Genomic DNA, 16,624 nt, shown 5'->3' with positions numbered 1-16,624 from the left:
AGCCTTATGTATTTAATAGCTTGTTGATTAGAGTATGATTGGATTAATGGATACTATATCATCAAGTTCCTGCAACAATTTAACTTTCTCATCATCAAGCGGTTTGTCACAAGATAAGACCATAATCGCTTCCCCACCGGCCTCTTTTCGGCCGACCTGCATCGTTGCAATATTAATATGATGGTCACCAAGAATTTTTCCGACCCTCCCGATTACTCCCGGTCTGTCTATATGCTGAATATAGAGGAGATTTCCATCAGGGAAAAAGTCTATATTAAAATCATTTATATATACAATTCTTGGTCCATAATTTTCAATAAAGGTTCCTCTTATTGAATAATCATGATCATCGCCCTTAATTGTGACAGAAATGCAGTTCGAATAACCGAATGTATTCGAAGAAATTTTTTCTCCGACTGTAACTCCACGTTCCTTTGCTGTAATCATAGCATTAACTTCATTTACATTTGCATCTATACGGTTTTTAAAAAACCCTGAAAGTAATGCTTTTGTTAAGTAGGAAGTCTCAAGATCGACAACAGAACCTGAATAAGTAACAGATATTTCATTTACGCCTTCTTTGACGCATTGAGACAGCATCGATCCTATCTGTTTGGCCAAATGATGGAACGGCCGGATTTTTTCATATATATCTTTTGACATAGCCGGCAGGTTAATTGAGTTTAAAACTGGTTTGTCTTCAAAGAACATCTTAACTTCTTTCGCAACCTGGGTCGCAACATTTAGCTGAGCTTCTTTCGTTGAGGCGCCAAGATGCGGAGTAACAATCACATTGTCAAATTTAAATAAAGGATTTTCCCCTGGCGGCTCTGTTTCAAAAACGTCCAGAGCTGCACCGGCAACATGCCCGTTTGCTATAAACTTGGCAAGTGCCTTTTCGTCAATAATGCCGCCTCTGGCACAGTTCAGGAGAAAAACACCCTTCTTTGTTTTGCTTAATGTTTGTTCATTTATTAGCCCTTTTGTTTTAGGAGTTAAAGGTGTATGCACGGTGATGATATCAGCATTCATTAATACGTCATCGATTGAACCTGATATTATTCCCATTTGTTGTGCACGTTCTTTTGTTAAAAATGGATCAAATACATGCACGGACATGCCAAAAGCTTTTGCCCGTTTGGCAATTTCTGATCCAATCCTGCCCAAGCCGACAATGCCAAGTGTTTTTCCAAATAGCTCAGTGCCAACAAACGCATTCCTTTTCCATTCCAAATTTTTAACCGATTGATGAGCCTGAGGGATTTTTCTCATCAATGAAGCCATCATCGCAAAAGTATGCTCAGCAGCTGAAATCGTATTCCCGTCTGGAGCATTCACCACAATGATTCCCCGCTTTGTGGCAGCCTGTACATCAATATTGTCAACTCCTACACCTGCACGGGCTATAATCTTTAATGACGGCATTTTTTCCATAAGTTCTTCCTCTACTTTTGTAGCACTTCGTACTAATAGAGCCTCAACTTTGTCGAGAGGAACTTCCGGATCGTCAACTTTCTTCTGGATGATTTCGGCATCTTCCATTTCAAGCAATGGCGCAAGCCCTTCCTCACTGATTGCGTCTGATACTAAAATATAGTGCATTTCCATACCACCTGTCTATGTTTTGAAGAACAATTTTCTGCTATTTTACAAGACGAACATTTATCTGTCAATTTAAAATATTGTTCCGTTTTATATTGTAAACTTTTTAAAGCTTGAATGGACAATATTTACTATTTTTTTAAATATTTTTAAAGTATGTAAAAGCTAATGATTTTATAATTATTAAGAAAGAATGTTCGGCTTTTAATGAAGATCGAATGATAATGTCACAATACTTCCCAAAAAGAACTTTTTTCAGTATAATAAGTTTTGAAAAAATAATATGATCTATCTTCGGGGCAGGGTGTAATTCCCGACCGGCGGTGATGAGGCATTCTCTAAGCCCGCGAGCCTAATTGATATGATTTAGGCAGGATTTGGTGAGATTCCAAAGCCGACAGTATAGTCTGGATGGGAGAAGATGGAGGTTCTGCGGACGTTCAAAAAATAAAGGAAATTGAACGTTTATTAAGTGTGCCTTCCAATGAGGCTGTCTCAAAGCCTAAGGGTCAGACCCCATAACACAATATATAGGACATAATTTTGGATAAATGTGCTATATATTGATAAATGCACATGGGGTCAGACCCTTATGAGACAGCCTCTTTCATTTTAACGGGCTGCATTAAATGCTGAACCTTTCTTCCTTCAATGAGATGGATCTCAAAAGGAGAGAGGAACATGAAAAAATTAAACACGAAGACTATAGTTACGGTGGGAATGCTAAGTACGATTGCATATGTTTTGATGCTTTTGAATTTTCCGATTCCGCCATTTCCAAGTTTTTTATTGATCGATTTCAGTGATATTCCTGCAATGATTGCTGCACTTGTTTTTGGACCGGCTGCCGGGATACTTGTTGAATTAATAAAAAATATTCTGGATTATTTGATGAAAGGGAGCCCGACAGGCGTACCTGTAGGACATATTGCGAATTTCGCTGCCGGAATCATTTTCATCTTGCCGACCTGGTTTGTCTATAACAAACTTAAAACAAAAAAAGGCATGACAATTGCTTTGGTGACCGGAACAATTGTAATGTCTGTCCTTATGAGTGTTTTAAATTATTTTGTCATTTTGCCGGCATATACATTTTTCTTGAACGCACCTGCAATGTCTGCTCCTGAAACGAGACAATTGATTGTTACGGCTATTCTGCCATTTAATATTATAAAAGGCTTCCTTTTGTCAATCGTCTTTATGCTGATCTTCTCACGCCTGCAATCGTTGATCGGCAAGCAAAATGTATATGAAAGTATTTAACAATAGAGGCTGAATCATAAGCAAAGGGTTAGACCCCTCAATACAATATATAGACAATCAATTGTCTTTGTCGGAGGGTGTCAGCCTCTTATTATGAGTCAGCCTCTTTTTAATGAAAAACCCCTTCTAAAAGAAGGGGTGCCAGTAACTTAACTATAAAAATTCATCAAATTTTTATTCGAATTTTGTTGGGTCGCCATCGAATGGCTCGTCTGCAACTTTAATGGAGTCAGTTGGACAGCCTTCGAAAGCATCCATCATATCATCGATCAAAACATCAGGGATTTCTACGATGCCTTGGTTATCATCGAGAGTTACAAATGCAATGCCGTCGTCATCATAATCATAAATATCCGGCGCTGCAGCTCCACATGCACCACATGCGATACATGTTTCTTTGTCAACAATTGTATATTTTGCCATGATAAAACCTCCCAGTCAATAAACGAGTTATTCTATCGTCATCCATTTGAAATAATGGAGCCGTATTCCTCATCCCTATTGTAAAACTGTGTAAAGAACTTTTCAATAGAAAATCTATTGAGAATCCTTATCATAACAGGGTTTTTTCATTTATACCTTTCTTGATAAAACATTAATCATATTCATGTTAAAATAAATGAACATAAAAAGCATCAAAAAAACTTTCTTACAATATTATTACCATCATGATGCGGAAAAGTTATGAAACATGAATTATGGAAGGATAGGTGATGAAATGACGGCCACCTGCCTGGAATTAATCATTTTATATTGCTTAAAGAAAATTAACGGTGAGAGAACGATTTATTCAATTTATCATCTCTTAAAAGGGAAAAAATCATCCCAGACCATACAGGATACCCACTTGTTTCAGCTTTATCCATTCTTTCAAGCTTTTCCATCTATTACAAGGATTGAGATTGAAGAAATGGTTCGAAAATTTGAAAAAGAAGGCTGGATTGAAAAAAAGAATGACCAATATTTTTTCTTAACGGAAAAAGGAAGAGACATGCTTGATGAAGAACTTCATAGAAAACCCTTCCCCGAATTTTTAAACGGGTGGAAGTATCACAATGTCACGGAACTTTTTTGGGAGCGCCTGTCCTTATTTGTGCAAGTTTGTTCAAATTTAATCAATCGAAAGCCGGATTATGTTCCCGTTCAAAAGAAAAAAGAAACTCTTTACTGGCTCAAGAATTTTATAGCGAAACAAGAAAAAGATCGATTCCTTCTTGCTGAACAGCTTTACAATGAGTTAACAGCTTATTTCGAAGCATATCATCAAATCGAGCCTGCCATCCTTGTCATTAGGTTCACTGGATATAACAGAATCGGGTTAACGGAACACCAGGCAGCTGAAAAACTGGGAATGGAACATACATATTACCGCGTGTCTTTCTTAAACCTTCTACACTATATGATTGAAACGATTACAAAAAGCCCGGCCCGGTTTCCGTTATTACATTCCCTTATACAGAAGGCAGGCAAATTCATACCCCTTACTAATTCGGCAAAAAAGACGTATGAACTTCTTAATACCGGTATGCCGTTGGAAAGAATAGCTCAAGTACGAAATCTAAAAAGGAGCACAATAGAGGACCATATTGTGGAAATTGCTTTAAATATGAAAGATTTTGATATCAGTCCTTATGTAGATCGCTCAAAACAAACAAACATAATAAAAGCTGCAGAAAAAGTTTCATCGAAGCAGTTGAAGCACATCCGTACACAAGCGGGAAATGCAAGTTATTTTGAAATTCGGTTAGTCCTTGCGAAATATGGTGATCAAAAATGCAACTAAATGAATTACTCAAGGAATATTTCCATTTCAACTCCTTTAAACCGGGGCAAAAGGAGACGATTACCTCTGTTTTAGAAGGTAAAGATACGCTGGCTATGCTTCCGACAGGTACTGGAAAATCATTATGTTACCAGCTTCCCGCTTATATATTGCCTGGTCAGGTAGTCATCGTCTCTCCTTTATTATCACTTATGCAGGATCAGGTTGAACAAATGATGAGGCGAGGGGAAAAGAGTGTTGTTGCTCTGAATTCATTTCTCTCACCGCTTGAAAGGAGAGACGCTCTTTCTGGACTGGAAAAATATAGGTTTATCTTTGTTTCTCCTGAAATGTTGAAAATGGAACATATTATTAAACGATTACAAATGATCGATATATCCTTATTTGTTGTGGATGAGGCCCACTGCATCTCTCAATGGGGATATGATTTCAGACCGGATTATCTTACACTTGGAGAAATAAGGGGAAAATTAGGGAATCCTCTCACTCTAGCTTTAACAGCCACTGCAACAAAAGAAGTCAGAAAGGACATTAAAGATTCCTTGCGTATACAAAATTGCAATGAATTCATTTATTCTGTTGACCGCCCAAATATCGCTTTAGCGGTTGAAAAAGTCGAAGATCTCAAAGAAAAGAATGAACGTGTATTAGAGATTGCAAGGGAATTACAAGGCCCGGGAATCATTTATTTTTCATCGAAAAAAATGGCCGAACAAATGGTTTCTTTCTTAAAGGAGAAAAATATCGGGAATATTGCGGCTTATCATGGAGGCATGGACCAGGAGAATCGGATTTTGATTCAGCAGCAATTTATTCATAATCAACTTGATATCATTTGTGCTACAAGCGCATTTGGCATGGGGATCAACAAAGAAAATATCCGATTTATTATCCATTATCATATGCCTCTCCAGCTTGAATCCTATCTTCAGGAAATTGGCCGCGCGGGGCGTGATGGAAAAGAAAGTATAGCGATTTTATTATATTCCCCGGGTGATGAACAACTTGCATTTCAGCTGGCAGAAGGCGAATTGCCGGAAGAAATCCAAATCGATCGCTTGCTTTCCTGGCAAAAATCGAACCCGGACAATCGTTCAAATTTTGCTGAATATGAGAATGAAATCAGCATGGTTTGCGGGTTTAACGAAATTCAGTGGCGTATCGTTCATCACTTTTTAGACCGGATCGATTTTTCTTTCAATGGATGGGAAACTGAATTTATTCATTTTAAGAGATTTATAGCAGATCGCGGTTCGATGAAAAGGAAAAAAGTTTGGGAAATGAGAAATTGGATCGAGGCGGATACGTGCCGGAGAGACTTGATCTTGAAATATTTTAATGAAACACCGACAATGAAAGCAGATCATTGCTGTGATGTATGCGGAATTCATTACAATCAATTTTTTAAACTGCACAAAGAAAAATCTCTTGCAAATTCTTCTTTTGACTGGAAAAATTATTTAGCAGAGATTCTTTTAAAATAAGTGAGCGGATGATATGAAAAATAGGTATAAAGATTTAATTAGCGGACTTGACACGAAAGAACTGATTTTTCATTTATATGCTACGCAAATATTACTATTAACGATATCAGTCATTTTAGGTATGATATTGTTTGACAGCTTTTCTGCATTTTTCGACTTATTTCATTTTGCTGATTTTAATATTTTATTAGTCGGCGGCACAGCCGGACTGATGATTGTTTTCATAGATTTGCTGTTAATGAAGCTGTTGCCTTCTTCCTATTATAATGATGGCGGGCTCAATGAACGGATTTTCGCCGGAAAGTCGGTTCCGCATATTGCTTGGATTGCAGCTTGTATTGCAATAAGTGAAGAATTATTATTTCGCGGAATAATTCAAACCCATTTTGGGCTCGTTGTTTCAAGTGTTATTTTCGCACTCGTTCACTACCGTTATTTATTTAATTGGTTTTTATTTTTGAATATTGCAATACTAAGCTTTTTTATCGGTTTCATTTTTGGATGGACAGATAATTTACTCGTCACAATCTTTATGCATTTCTTAATCGATTTTCTATTAGGTGTATGGATAATGGTTAAGAAAAAACAGAATGAACAGGAAGGGATATTCCATGAATAGAGAAGATCCTTACAGAGATCAAGCTGAAAAGCTGAGACAAAGAATTGAGCGGGTTCCAATTGAAAATGAAGAAAAATCGGGAAAACTTCCGCCTCGCAGTGAAATTCACCGCAATAAAAAGAAGAAAAATAAATGGAAGCTGAAATATCCGGTCATCCGTCTCCTTGTCTTGTTTTTTATCCTATTGCCAATTACGATTTATAGCGCTTATACATATTTGGAAGGACAAAAATTTTCAGGAAAGAAAGAAGTAATTGGCAATGGTGCTGAAGGATATGAACCGATTGAATTAGAAATAAGAAAAGATCCTTTGAATCCAAATACGGAAAAGGAAACAAAGAAAAGCTCGCTTAACAATGCAGATCATGAAGAAGAGAAGAAAATCGCTTTAAGTGATTCCATAATAAAAAGTCATTCTTCATCTGCTGAAAATGCAGCAGCGGTGCTTGAAGGAAATAAAGATTCTGGACCGAAGACAATCATTTATCATACTGTTCAACCAAATGAAACTTTATTCCGGATTGCGATAAAATACTATAATTCAAAAGCAGGAATTGATATCATTCGAGATGCGAATGGAATTCAAGGAAACGAAATACAAGCAGGGCAAGTATTGGAAATTCCGCTGGAAAAATGAGGGTGAGGGTCCGGCTCCTCTGTTGGGGGGGCTGGCCCTTTTTTTCTAAAAATCATATCTATCCGGACAGGTTCATACAATTTTAATATAGAAAAAGGTGAAGGGGGAGGATGAATGGAGCCGCCAATCTTGATGCTTGATGATCGGACGGATCAAGCAACGAAAGAAATGCTTGAGAGCGTTGTAAAACGGAAACGAAAATTTGACAGCTATAAAAATAGGCATTTATTTGTAATGTGGTTAACGATCGCTCTTGGTTTTTTCTTTTTTATCTATTTGTACTACACGGTAATGCAGCCATATTCTTATTCTTTTGCAGCAATGTTTTCTGCGTTTGTGAATAAATCTGTAAATTTTTATTTCCTTGTCATCTTCGTCGGCATTTATGGATTGATGAATTTATTAAGGGAGAAAAGAGAGAAAGCAGAAAAAGAATTTCATGCATTAAGGTGTGAAATTATAGATAAAAGCAAAGATTTATGGAAAAAAGAAGATGAATGGAAAAACCGCCATATAGTATTTGAAATGATGAAAAAAAAATATGATATTAACTTATACCATGAGAATAAATAGGAGGATGCATCTTGACTGCTGCTTTCTCTTATTTATTATCCAGATTAAATCCACCGGTCTTACGAAGAAAGAGCAATGCAAGACGCCCATATTCATAACTTGTTAACATTCTCTCCTTAAAATGAATTTGTCTACTAAAACAGTGAGCAAATTCTAAAAATCCCCCTCATACAAATGTTATGGGAGGGATTCTTTATGTTGAAGAAATTGATTCAATTAGGACTGGGTTTCATATGCGGCTATTTATTTATTAATTGGATGCCGATTCAATATCCTTTTCTTATTTCTGATTTTTTTTCTGAGTTCGTTTTGGATCCGCTTGAATTTTTAGTGGCTGCCATAGCATTTCTTATCGGATTAATCGCAAATGGGTATCTGTTCCGGGAAGGAATCGAAAAAACATTTGCTTTTATCCGCAGAAAGAATGTTTCTTTTTATGAAATAGCAGTTAATTACAGTGTCATATTCAGTTTTTTAATAATGACACGTTATGGGATTTGGCAGACGATTGTCCTTTTTTGTTTTTCTCTTCTATATGGTATGATTTCCATAGATTATAAAAATACCATACTTGCTAAAAATAATAAATTGTAAATTGGGGGCACTATGGAGTTTCTTATTATCCTTTTTTTTTGCTTTTTTCCCTTCTTTATATGATAAAAGAAATTTAGTCCATATGAAAAAGGAAAAGTAAAGAAACTGAAACAAACAACTGTTTTAATAAGCAACGGCTATGGAACAACTCTTCTGCCACTGCGTTTAAGGGCGAAATCTGAAACGCATCTAATTTCACTAAAAAATGGTTAAAGCATATTAAGTTTACACAAAACTTCAATAAATATATAATCATGATAAACAACATGACTCAAGGGGCGTATGAGCTAAGGAAGACAATTCACCAACAATCAAATTATTCATAAACTAAAACAAGAGCTTTTGTTCACGGCAGGGGGCATGATCATGCGCTTGGAACGGTTAACTTATAATAAAATAAAAATCTTTCTTACTTTTGACGATTTAACTGATCGAGGTTTGACAAAGGAAGATATTTGGAAAGATTCCTTGAAATGGCAACAACTTTTCCACGATATGCTTGAAGAGGCAAGCAACGAGTTTGGTTTTGAAATTCATGGTTCAGTAGCTGTAGAGGTTTTCTCTCTTCATGCACAAGGAATGGTTATGATTGTTACGATGGAGGAGCAGGATGAGGAAGAGGAATCTTTAGGAGACGGATTCATTGAAATGCAAGTGACAGCTGTCGATGGTAATGAAGGTGTTTTATTTGAGTTCGAAAATATTGAAGAAATTATTCAGTTGGCGATCCGTCTTTTTTCCATGAATATATTTGGCGGAAATTTATATTCGATGAATGGTCGCTATTTTCTGTTGATGAATAATATTTCTTCAGCAGATTTGAATAAAACGATCTCCATATTAGCTGAATATGGTTCTTCATCAATCATCAGCATTCACCGGCTTTTAGAATATGGGAAAGAAATTATAAAGGATAAGGCGGTAGAGACCTTCGTTCATTTTTTTTCGAAATGATGAGAACGGGAAATGCCGTCTCTTTTTTTATTTTCTCCTGCATCTTTTCTGTGTAAGAAAATACTTAATTTAAGGAAAGCTATATATTAAGAAATTCATTTTTTCTGTAAACGGCACTTTCAATAATCGTACTACTCGTTTTTCAATAAAGTGTGAACATAAGAAAATTATCGGTAAATTACTTAAACAAAGGGATTGAAAGCGAGTTTATTAAGTAATCAAAAAATGCGGATAAGTGCTGTATTTTTATCTTGCATAAAATAACCAAAAGTGTATACTATGTCATGAAAGCGGACAACATCCGTGAATAGTGATATCTTTAGGAGGTTTACAAATGGTAGCCGAGAAAGGTACTGAAAATATAAATAGGGAGGACAAACATGACGTCTTAAAGTCAACTCAAACTGTCATTCATAGGGCTTTGGAAAAGCTTGGTTATCCCGAAGAAGTTTACGAGCTCCTTAAAGAACCTTTACGCATGATGACAGTTAAAATTCCGGTTCGTATGGATGACGGTTCTGTAAAAGTCTTTACTGGCTACCGGGCCCAGCATAATGATGCGGTTGGTCCAACTAAAGGAGGTATTCGCTTCCATCCAAATGTAACTGAGAAAGAAGTTAAAGCACTTTCGATTTGGATGAGCTTAAAGTGCGGGATCGTGGATTTGCCTTACGGGGGAGGAAAAGGCGGTATTGTTTGTGATCCAAGAAACATGTCGTTCCGCGAATTGGAGCGGTTAAGCCGAGGTTACGTCCGGGCAATCAGCCAGATTGTTGGGCCGACGAAAGACATTCCTGCACCGGATGTATTTACAAATTCGCAAATTATGGCATGGATGATGGATGAGTACAGCCGGATTGACGAGTTTAATTCTCCGGGGTTTATCACGGGTAAACCGCTTGTGCTTGGAGGCTCACACGGCCGTGAAACTGCAACGGCAAAAGGTGTTACAATTTGTATCCGTGAAGCAGCAAAGAAGAAAGGAATCAATCTTGTTGGTGCCCGCGTCGTTGTACAGGGCTTTGGCAATGCCGGAAGCTTCTTATCAAAATTTATGCATGATGTCGGTGCAAAAGTAGTCGGCATTTCTGATGCTTATGGGGCATTGTATGATCCGAACGGCCTTGATATTGATTATTTGCTTGACCGCCGCGACAGTTTTGGAACGGTTACAAAATTGTTTAATAATACAATTACGAATAAAGAACTTTTGGAATTGGATTGCGATATTTTAGTACCTGCCGCTATAGAGAACCAAATTACTGAAGAAAATGCACACAATATCCGTGCTAGTATCGTGGTTGAGGCAGCAAATGGTCCGACAACGTTAGAAGCAACCCAAATTTTGACAGAACGGGGCATTTTGCTTGTTCCTGACGTTCTCGCTTCTGCAGGCGGAGTGACGGTTTCTTATTTCGAATGGGTCCAAAATAATCAAGGCTATTACTGGACTGAAGAAGAAGTCGAAGAAAAATTAGAAAAAGTAATGGTCAAAGCTTTTAATAATATATATGAAACTGCTCAAACACGCAGAGTTGACATGCGCCTTGCAGCATATATGGTCGGTGTTCGCAAGATGGCAGAAGCTAGCAGGTTCAGAGGCTGGGTTTAATAATTGAATAGAAAATAGAAGTTTCTTTTATAAATTTGATTCTTCATTGAAACTTGAACGAGAATCTCCTATCATTAATTGATGGGAGTTTTTTTAATTAAAAAGTTCATTTGCTCGAATTTTTTGTTAAGGAGTGAACATAGATGAAATACGAAGACGCAATTATTGTTGGAGCAGGACCTTGCGGGCTTGCTGCTGCCATTTCTCTAAAAGAAATCGGCAAAAATCCGCTTATTATTGAAAAAGGGAACATCGTAAATGCCATTTACAATTACCCAACTCATCAAACTTTTTTTAGCACAAGTGAAAAACTTGAAATCGGCAATGTTCCATTCATTACAGAAAACTATAAGCCTAAACGAATTCAAGCACTTGCCTACTATCGGGAAGTGGTAAAACGGAAAAATTTAAGGGTTCATTCCTTTGAAAAGGTTACCTCAATTTCCAAACAAGACAACGGCATGTATATTGTTCAATCAGAAAAGAGCATGTATACGGTTCCTTATGTTATTATTGCAACCGGTTATTATGATCACCCAAACTACATAAATGTTCCGGGTGAAGATTTGCCAAAGGTATCCCATTATTTCAAAGAGGCGCATCCGTATTTCGATCAGGATGTTGTTGTCATTGGCGGGAAAAATTCAAGTGTTGATGCCGCTCTTGAACTCGTTAAGGCAGGTGCTAGAGTAACTGTCCTTTACCGTGGAGAAAGCTATTCTCCGAGCATTAAACCATGGATATTGCCTGAATTTGACTCACTCGTTCGAAAGGAAATCATCAAAATGGAGTTCCGGGCTCATGTAAAACAAATTACTGAACAAACGGTTGTGTATGAAAAAGATGGCAAGGAATATGAAATTAAAAATGATTTTGTCTTTGCTATGACCGGCTATCATCCGGATCATGGGTTTTTAAGGGCAATCGGCGTTGAGATTGACGGAGAAACTGGCAGGCCTGTATATGATTTAGAGACAATGGAGACGAATATAAAAGGTATTTTTATTGCAGGAGTCATTGCGGCCGGGAACGATGCAAATGAAATTTTTATCGAAAATGGAAGGTTTCATGGTGGACAAATTGCAAAAGCTATTTTGAATCGAGAAAAAGAGGGAAGATGAACATATGAAAAAAGTTGCGTTGCTTTCGACTGGAGGGACGATTGCAAGCAAAAAAACGGAGAGCGGGCTGCTGTCGTCCGGTGAATTGTCAGGTGAAGAACTAGCCAGTCTGTGTCGTTTGCCCTCTGATATTGAAATTGAAATACACAGTGTTTTTCAGCTTCCGAGCATGCATATCGGGTTTGATAAACTCATTGTCTTGAAAAAGAAAATTGAAGAAGTTTTTAAAGATAAAACTGTGTGCGGGGTTGTTGTTACTCATGGTACAGATTCGTTGGAAGAAACGGCTTACTTTTTGGATTTAACGGTAACTGACAGCCGACGGGTTGTCGTTACCGGTTCACAACGTTCTCCGGACGATTTAGGAACAGATGTCTATTCAAATCTTCGCAATTCGATCTATGTTGCAGTTGACGAAAGTTTAGAAAATGTTGGAACGGTGATTGTTTTTAATGAACGAATTTGGTCGGCCAAATATGCAAAGAAAGTACATGCCTCAAACCTTCAAGGTTTCGAATCGTTCGGATACGGATATTTAGGCATCATTGATAATGATGTCGTCAGTGTCTATCAAAAGCCGCTGATTCGGGATTGTTATGAAATCGGGGATAAGCTTCCTGAAGTGGATATTATTAAATGTTATGCCGGTGCAGACGGGAAATTTATCCGCCATGCAGTAGATTGCGGGGTGCAAGGGATTGTTCTTGAAGGGGTCGGAAGAGGACAGGTTTCTCCATTGATGGTAGATGATATTGATTATGCTATTAAAAAAGGTGTGAAAGTTGTAGTTACGACGAGTGCTGAAGAAGGGCAGGTTCATACTTCATACGACTATAGGGGCAGTGCATATGATCTAAAACTGCGCGGAGCCGTCCTTGGTAAGGATTATGACTCTAAAAAAGCAAGAATCAAACTTGCAGTGTTAATGTCAGCGGGAGAGGACATCGAAAAAGGATTTCGAATCTAGCACGCGATCTTTATAGAGGGTCAGGCCCGCACCGCGTTAAAGCGTTAATGCATTGAGGGTCAGGCCCGCAGTGCGTTAAAGCGTTAATGCTTTGAGGGTCAGGCCCGCAGTGCGTTAAAGCGTTAAATTCTTCTTTTCCGATAATGGAAAATTGCATTTTCTTTCGGCTTATAACATGGTACGATTAAGGAAACGGATTGAAATGAGTGACAGCTAATGCTGGGAATATTATCTGCCGGGTTTGCTCCCGGTTTGGCATTGTTAAGCTATTTCTATTTAAAAGACGAATACGAAACTGAACCCCTTTCTATGGTTTTCAAAACTTTTATATTTGGGGCTATACTTGTGTTTCCAATTTCATTTATCCAGTATGTATTGGATACGGAACATCTTATACAATCAGGAATAATAGAAGCTTTTCTTTCAACAAGTTTGCTTGAAGAATTTTTTAAATGGTTCATCTTGTTTTTCACAGTATATCAGCATGTCGCTTTTGACGAGCCATATGACGGGATTGTATACGGTGCATCTGTTTCTCTTGGTTTTGCCACCGCAGAAAACATCTTATACCTTGTATCAAATGGACTTCAACATGCTCTTGGAAGAGCGCTTTTGCCTGTATCAAGCCATGCTTTGTTCGGGGTCATAATGGGATATTACATTGGCAAAGGAAAATTCTCGGGAAATTCGAAGTCTAAATGGATTTTATTGTCACTCGGACTCCCTCTTATTTTGCATGGAATTTATGACTATATTTTGATTTCTCAAAAAGACTGGCTGGTATTAATGTTTCCTTTTATGATTTTCTTGTGGTGGCTAGGCTTGCGAAAAGTGAAAAATGCTCATGCATTAAGTACAAAACATTTTGAAGCACAAATAAAAGTACAAAAAAACTCTTCATTTATGAAAAATGAAGAGTTTTTTCTTTATATTGAATAAAAATCCAGTAGCTACAAAATATATGGTTAATGCAATATGAATTACATCTGGGGGTAACAAACAATGAATAAAAAGCTACTGGCAATGAGGCTGTTTGCTATTTTCTCCGCTTGTGTACTTCTGTTTCCTTTAGAAGGAAACAATCATGCGGACGCCTTCTCAAACCAGGTTATCCAGCATGGCGCTGTCGGAGATGATGTAATCGAATTACAAGCCCGTCTTCAATATTTAGGTTTTTATAACGGAAAAATAGACGGGGTATTCGGGTGGAGCACGTATTGGGCTCTAAGAAATTTTCAATATGAGTTTGGCCTCCCGATAGACGGCTTGGCAGGGACGGCAACGAAACAAAAACTCATCAAAGCATCGAGGTATAATGAGCAATTTGTAAAGGAGCAAATCAAAAAAGGCAATAAATTTTCCCATTATGGAGGAGTATCGCTCGAAAAACAAAAAAAGCCTTCCGGGGGCAGACAGGCGAACCGGAGAGGCGGGGATGCCGCGAGGGCGCAAAGAGTAACTGCAACAAACACGCCAAATGGTTTTTCATCAAATGATATTCAATTAATGGCCAATGCCGTTTACGGTGAAGCAAGAGGTGAACCATATGTTGGACAAGTTGCAGTTGCAGCAGTTATTTTAAATCGTTTGGAATCCCCTTCGTTTCCGAATACAATTTCAGGGATCATTTTTGAACCTGGTGCATTTACGGCTGTAGCCGACGGGCAAATCTGGCTGACGCCTAATGAAACGGCAAGGAGAGCAGTTCTAGATGCAATTAATGGCTGGGATCCGACCGGCAATGCCCTCTATTATTTTAATCCTGATACAGCTACTAGTGCATGGATTTGGTCGCGGCCTCAAATAAAACAGATCGGAAAACATATTTTCTGTAAATAGGGGTGATGAACTTTGCTTAGAGGAATATTAATAGGTGTCTTAGTGGTAGGAATAGCAGGTACAGCCTACTGGGGATATCAGGAGCATCGGGAGAAAAATGCCATTCTCTTAAATGCTGAAAACAATTATCAGCGAGCCTTTCATGATTTGACATATCAATTAGACCTTTTGCATGATGAAATTGGAACGACATTGGCTATGAACTCAAAAAAATCACTTTCTCCGGCTCTTGCTGAAGTCTGGAGAATTACATCTGCTGCTCACAGCAATGTCGGCCAATTACCGCTGACGCTTCTGCCTTTTAATAAAACAGAAGAGTTTCTCGCCAAGATTGGCGATTTTAGTTACAGAACTGCTGTAAGAGATTTGGAAAAGGAACCGTTATCAGATAAAGAGTATAAAACACTTCAAAATCTATATAAACAATCGGCAGACATTCAAAATGAACTGCGGAAAGTACAGCATCTTGTGCTTAAAAATAACCTTCGCTGGATGGACGTTGAATTGGCGCTTGCTACGGGAAAGGAAGCAGCTGACAATACGATTATCGATGGCTTTAAAACAGTTGAAAAAACTGTTGAAGGGTATTCAGAAACGGATTTTGGTCCCGCTTTCGTCAATTTGCAAAAAAGGGACGAGAACTATAAGTATCTTGAAGGAAAAAATATCTCAAAAAATGAAGCGGTGAAAATTGCAAAGAAATATGCTTCTCTTGGAAATGATGTAAATGTAAAAGTCTCAGAGAACGGAAAAGGCTCTGGATATGGATTTTACAGTGTAACGATACAAGATCGGAAAAATAATATTGAAGCCAGCATGGACATTACGAAAAAAGGCGGATATCCAATTTGGTTTATTTTATCAAGGGATGTTAATAAACAGAAAATAAGCTTAAATGAGGCAAGCAATCGAGCGATTAATTTCTTAAAAGAAAATGAGTTTAAGAATATGGATCTTTTTGAAAGCGCCCAATATGACAATGTTGGTGTATTTACATTTGTCGCAAAACAGGATGATGTTAGAATCTATCCAGACAGCATTAAAATGAAGATTGCGCTTGATAATGGAAAAGTCATTGGTTTTTCGGCAGAGGATTATTTAAAATCGCATCATACAAGGAAACTTCCAACTCCTGCACAATCTATTGCAAATGCGAGAACAAAGATCAATCCGAACGTTAAAATAATGGAAGAAGGTAAGGCTGTCATTATGAATGACTTGAACCAGGAAGTTCTCTGTTATGAATTTCTCGGGACTTTAGGTGATGACACGTACCGAATTTTCATTAACTCGGAGAGCGGTGTTGAGGAGAAAGTGGAAAAATTAAAGAATTCCGAACCAATCTATGAAGATGTTGTTTAAAAGAAAGCGGCCCAAAAGGATCATTCACATCCTTTTGGGTCTTTGATTTTAATAATTTTTTTCTTTATTTAAGCCAAGCTTTCTGATTATAATGAAAAAGAACAATCCATTTAAGGGGGCCAGACCCTCAATGGTTTAACGCGTTAACGCGGTGCGGGTCTGGCCCTCAATGGTTTAACTCGTTAAAGATTTTTATTATTATACAGAGGAAGAG

At 37.7% G+C, this 16,624-nt stretch carries 16 protein-coding genes, 1 pseudogene and 1 riboswitch; of the genes and pseudogenes, 15 read left to right on the top strand and 2 right to left on the bottom strand.

The features are described from left to right. Positions 1-27: 27 nt before the first annotated feature. Complete coding sequence (serA, locus tag PB1_RS13235) at positions 28-1,602, bottom strand: phosphoglycerate dehydrogenase (RefSeq protein WP_004437464.1); 1,575 nt, start codon at positions 1,600-1,602, stop codon at positions 28-30. A gap of 286 nt (positions 1,603-1,888) precedes the next feature. Next, positions 1,889-2,029: riboswitch (FMN riboswitch) on the top strand. Positions 2,030-2,283: 254 nt separating this feature from the next. Here serA and PB1_RS13230 point away from each other — a divergent pair. Continuing rightward, on the top strand, positions 2,284-2,865 hold the full coding sequence (locus PB1_RS13230) for an ECF transporter S component (protein ID WP_004437462.1): 582 nt from the start codon (positions 2,284-2,286) through the stop codon (positions 2,863-2,865). A 174-nt stretch (positions 2,866-3,039) separates the two neighbouring features. Here the strand turns inward: PB1_RS13230 and PB1_RS13225 are convergent, their stop codons facing one another. After that, positions 3,040-3,288, bottom strand: coding sequence for a 4Fe-4S domain-containing protein (locus PB1_RS13225; protein ID WP_004437461.1), 249 nt, complete (start codon positions 3,286-3,288; stop codon positions 3,040-3,042). A gap of 268 nt (positions 3,289-3,556) precedes the next feature. Here PB1_RS13225 and PB1_RS13220 point away from each other — a divergent pair, with 268 nt between their 5' ends. From PB1_RS13220 to ypeB, 14 genes and pseudogenes are all read left to right on the top strand, one after another. Beyond that, positions 3,557-4,648 carry a YpbB family protein gene (locus PB1_RS13220; RefSeq protein ID WP_238533134.1) on the top strand — a complete coding sequence of 364 codons (1,092 nt, stop codon included), beginning with the start codon at positions 3,557-3,559 and terminating at the stop codon, positions 4,646-4,648. Continuing rightward, positions 4,639-6,132, top strand: coding sequence for a RecQ family ATP-dependent DNA helicase (locus PB1_RS13215; RefSeq protein WP_004437455.1), 1,494 nt, complete (start codon positions 4,639-4,641; stop codon positions 6,130-6,132). The genes PB1_RS13220 and PB1_RS13215 overlap by 10 nt, the downstream gene beginning before the upstream one ends. A gap of 13 nt (positions 6,133-6,145) precedes the next feature. Beyond that, positions 6,146-6,751, top strand: coding sequence for a CPBP family intramembrane glutamic endopeptidase (locus PB1_RS13210; RefSeq protein ID WP_004437453.1), 606 nt, complete (start codon positions 6,146-6,148; stop codon positions 6,749-6,751). Continuing rightward, a complete protein-coding gene (locus tag PB1_RS13205) occupies positions 6,744-7,388 on the top strand; it encodes a LysM peptidoglycan-binding domain-containing protein (RefSeq protein ID WP_004437449.1) in 645 nt (214 codons plus the stop codon). The genes PB1_RS13210 and PB1_RS13205 overlap by 8 nt, the downstream gene beginning before the upstream one ends. A 114-nt stretch (positions 7,389-7,502) precedes the next feature. Then, positions 7,503-7,961 carry a YpbF family protein gene (locus PB1_RS13200; RefSeq protein ID WP_004437447.1) on the top strand — a complete coding sequence of 153 codons (459 nt, stop codon included), beginning with the start codon at positions 7,503-7,505 and terminating at the stop codon, positions 7,959-7,961. A gap of 195 nt (positions 7,962-8,156) precedes the next feature. Then, positions 8,157-8,555 carry a hypothetical protein gene (locus tag PB1_RS13195; RefSeq protein ID WP_004437446.1) on the top strand — a complete coding sequence of 133 codons (399 nt, stop codon included), beginning with the start codon at positions 8,157-8,159 and terminating at the stop codon, positions 8,553-8,555. Positions 8,556-8,627: 72 nt separating this feature from the next. After that, positions 8,628-8,768: pseudogene (locus PB1_RS18215) on the top strand (metallophosphoesterase); the annotation flags it as partial. Between the two features lie 153 nt (positions 8,769-8,921). Continuing rightward, positions 8,922-9,509, top strand: coding sequence for a genetic competence negative regulator (locus tag PB1_RS13190; protein ID WP_004437444.1), 588 nt, complete (start codon positions 8,922-8,924; stop codon positions 9,507-9,509). Positions 9,510-9,843: 334 nt separating this feature from the next. Further along, a complete protein-coding gene (locus PB1_RS13185; protein ID WP_004437441.1) occupies positions 9,844-11,121 on the top strand; it encodes a Glu/Leu/Phe/Val family dehydrogenase in 1,278 nt (425 codons plus the stop codon). Between the two features lie 143 nt (positions 11,122-11,264). Beyond that, positions 11,265-12,242, top strand: a complete 978-nt coding sequence (locus PB1_RS13180) for a YpdA family putative bacillithiol disulfide reductase (RefSeq protein WP_004437437.1) — start codon at positions 11,265-11,267, stop codon at positions 12,240-12,242. Between the two features lie 4 nt (positions 12,243-12,246). Next, a complete protein-coding gene (locus PB1_RS13175) occupies positions 12,247-13,209 on the top strand; it encodes an asparaginase (protein WP_004437432.1) in 963 nt (320 codons plus the stop codon). A 216-nt stretch (positions 13,210-13,425) separates the two neighbouring features. After that, positions 13,426-14,148, top strand: coding sequence for a glutamic-type intramembrane protease PrsW (gene prsW, locus PB1_RS13170; protein WP_004437430.1), 723 nt, complete (start codon positions 13,426-13,428; stop codon positions 14,146-14,148). Between the two features lie 63 nt (positions 14,149-14,211). Beyond that, positions 14,212-15,048, top strand: a complete 837-nt coding sequence (sleB, locus tag PB1_RS13165; protein WP_004437428.1) for a spore cortex-lytic enzyme — start codon at positions 14,212-14,214, stop codon at positions 15,046-15,048. A gap of 12 nt (positions 15,049-15,060) precedes the next feature. Next, a complete protein-coding gene (ypeB, locus tag PB1_RS13160) occupies positions 15,061-16,410 on the top strand; it encodes a germination protein YpeB (protein WP_004437425.1) in 1,350 nt (449 codons plus the stop codon). Positions 16,411-16,624: the final 214 nt, after the last annotated feature.

Source organism: Bacillus methanolicus PB1 (assembly GCF_000262755.1).
In the GTDB taxonomy this organism is placed as follows: Bacteria; Bacillota; Bacilli; order Bacillales; family Cytobacillaceae; genus Bacillus_Z; species Bacillus_Z methanolicus.
This window is presented reverse-complemented; position numbering and strand designations above follow the sequence as displayed.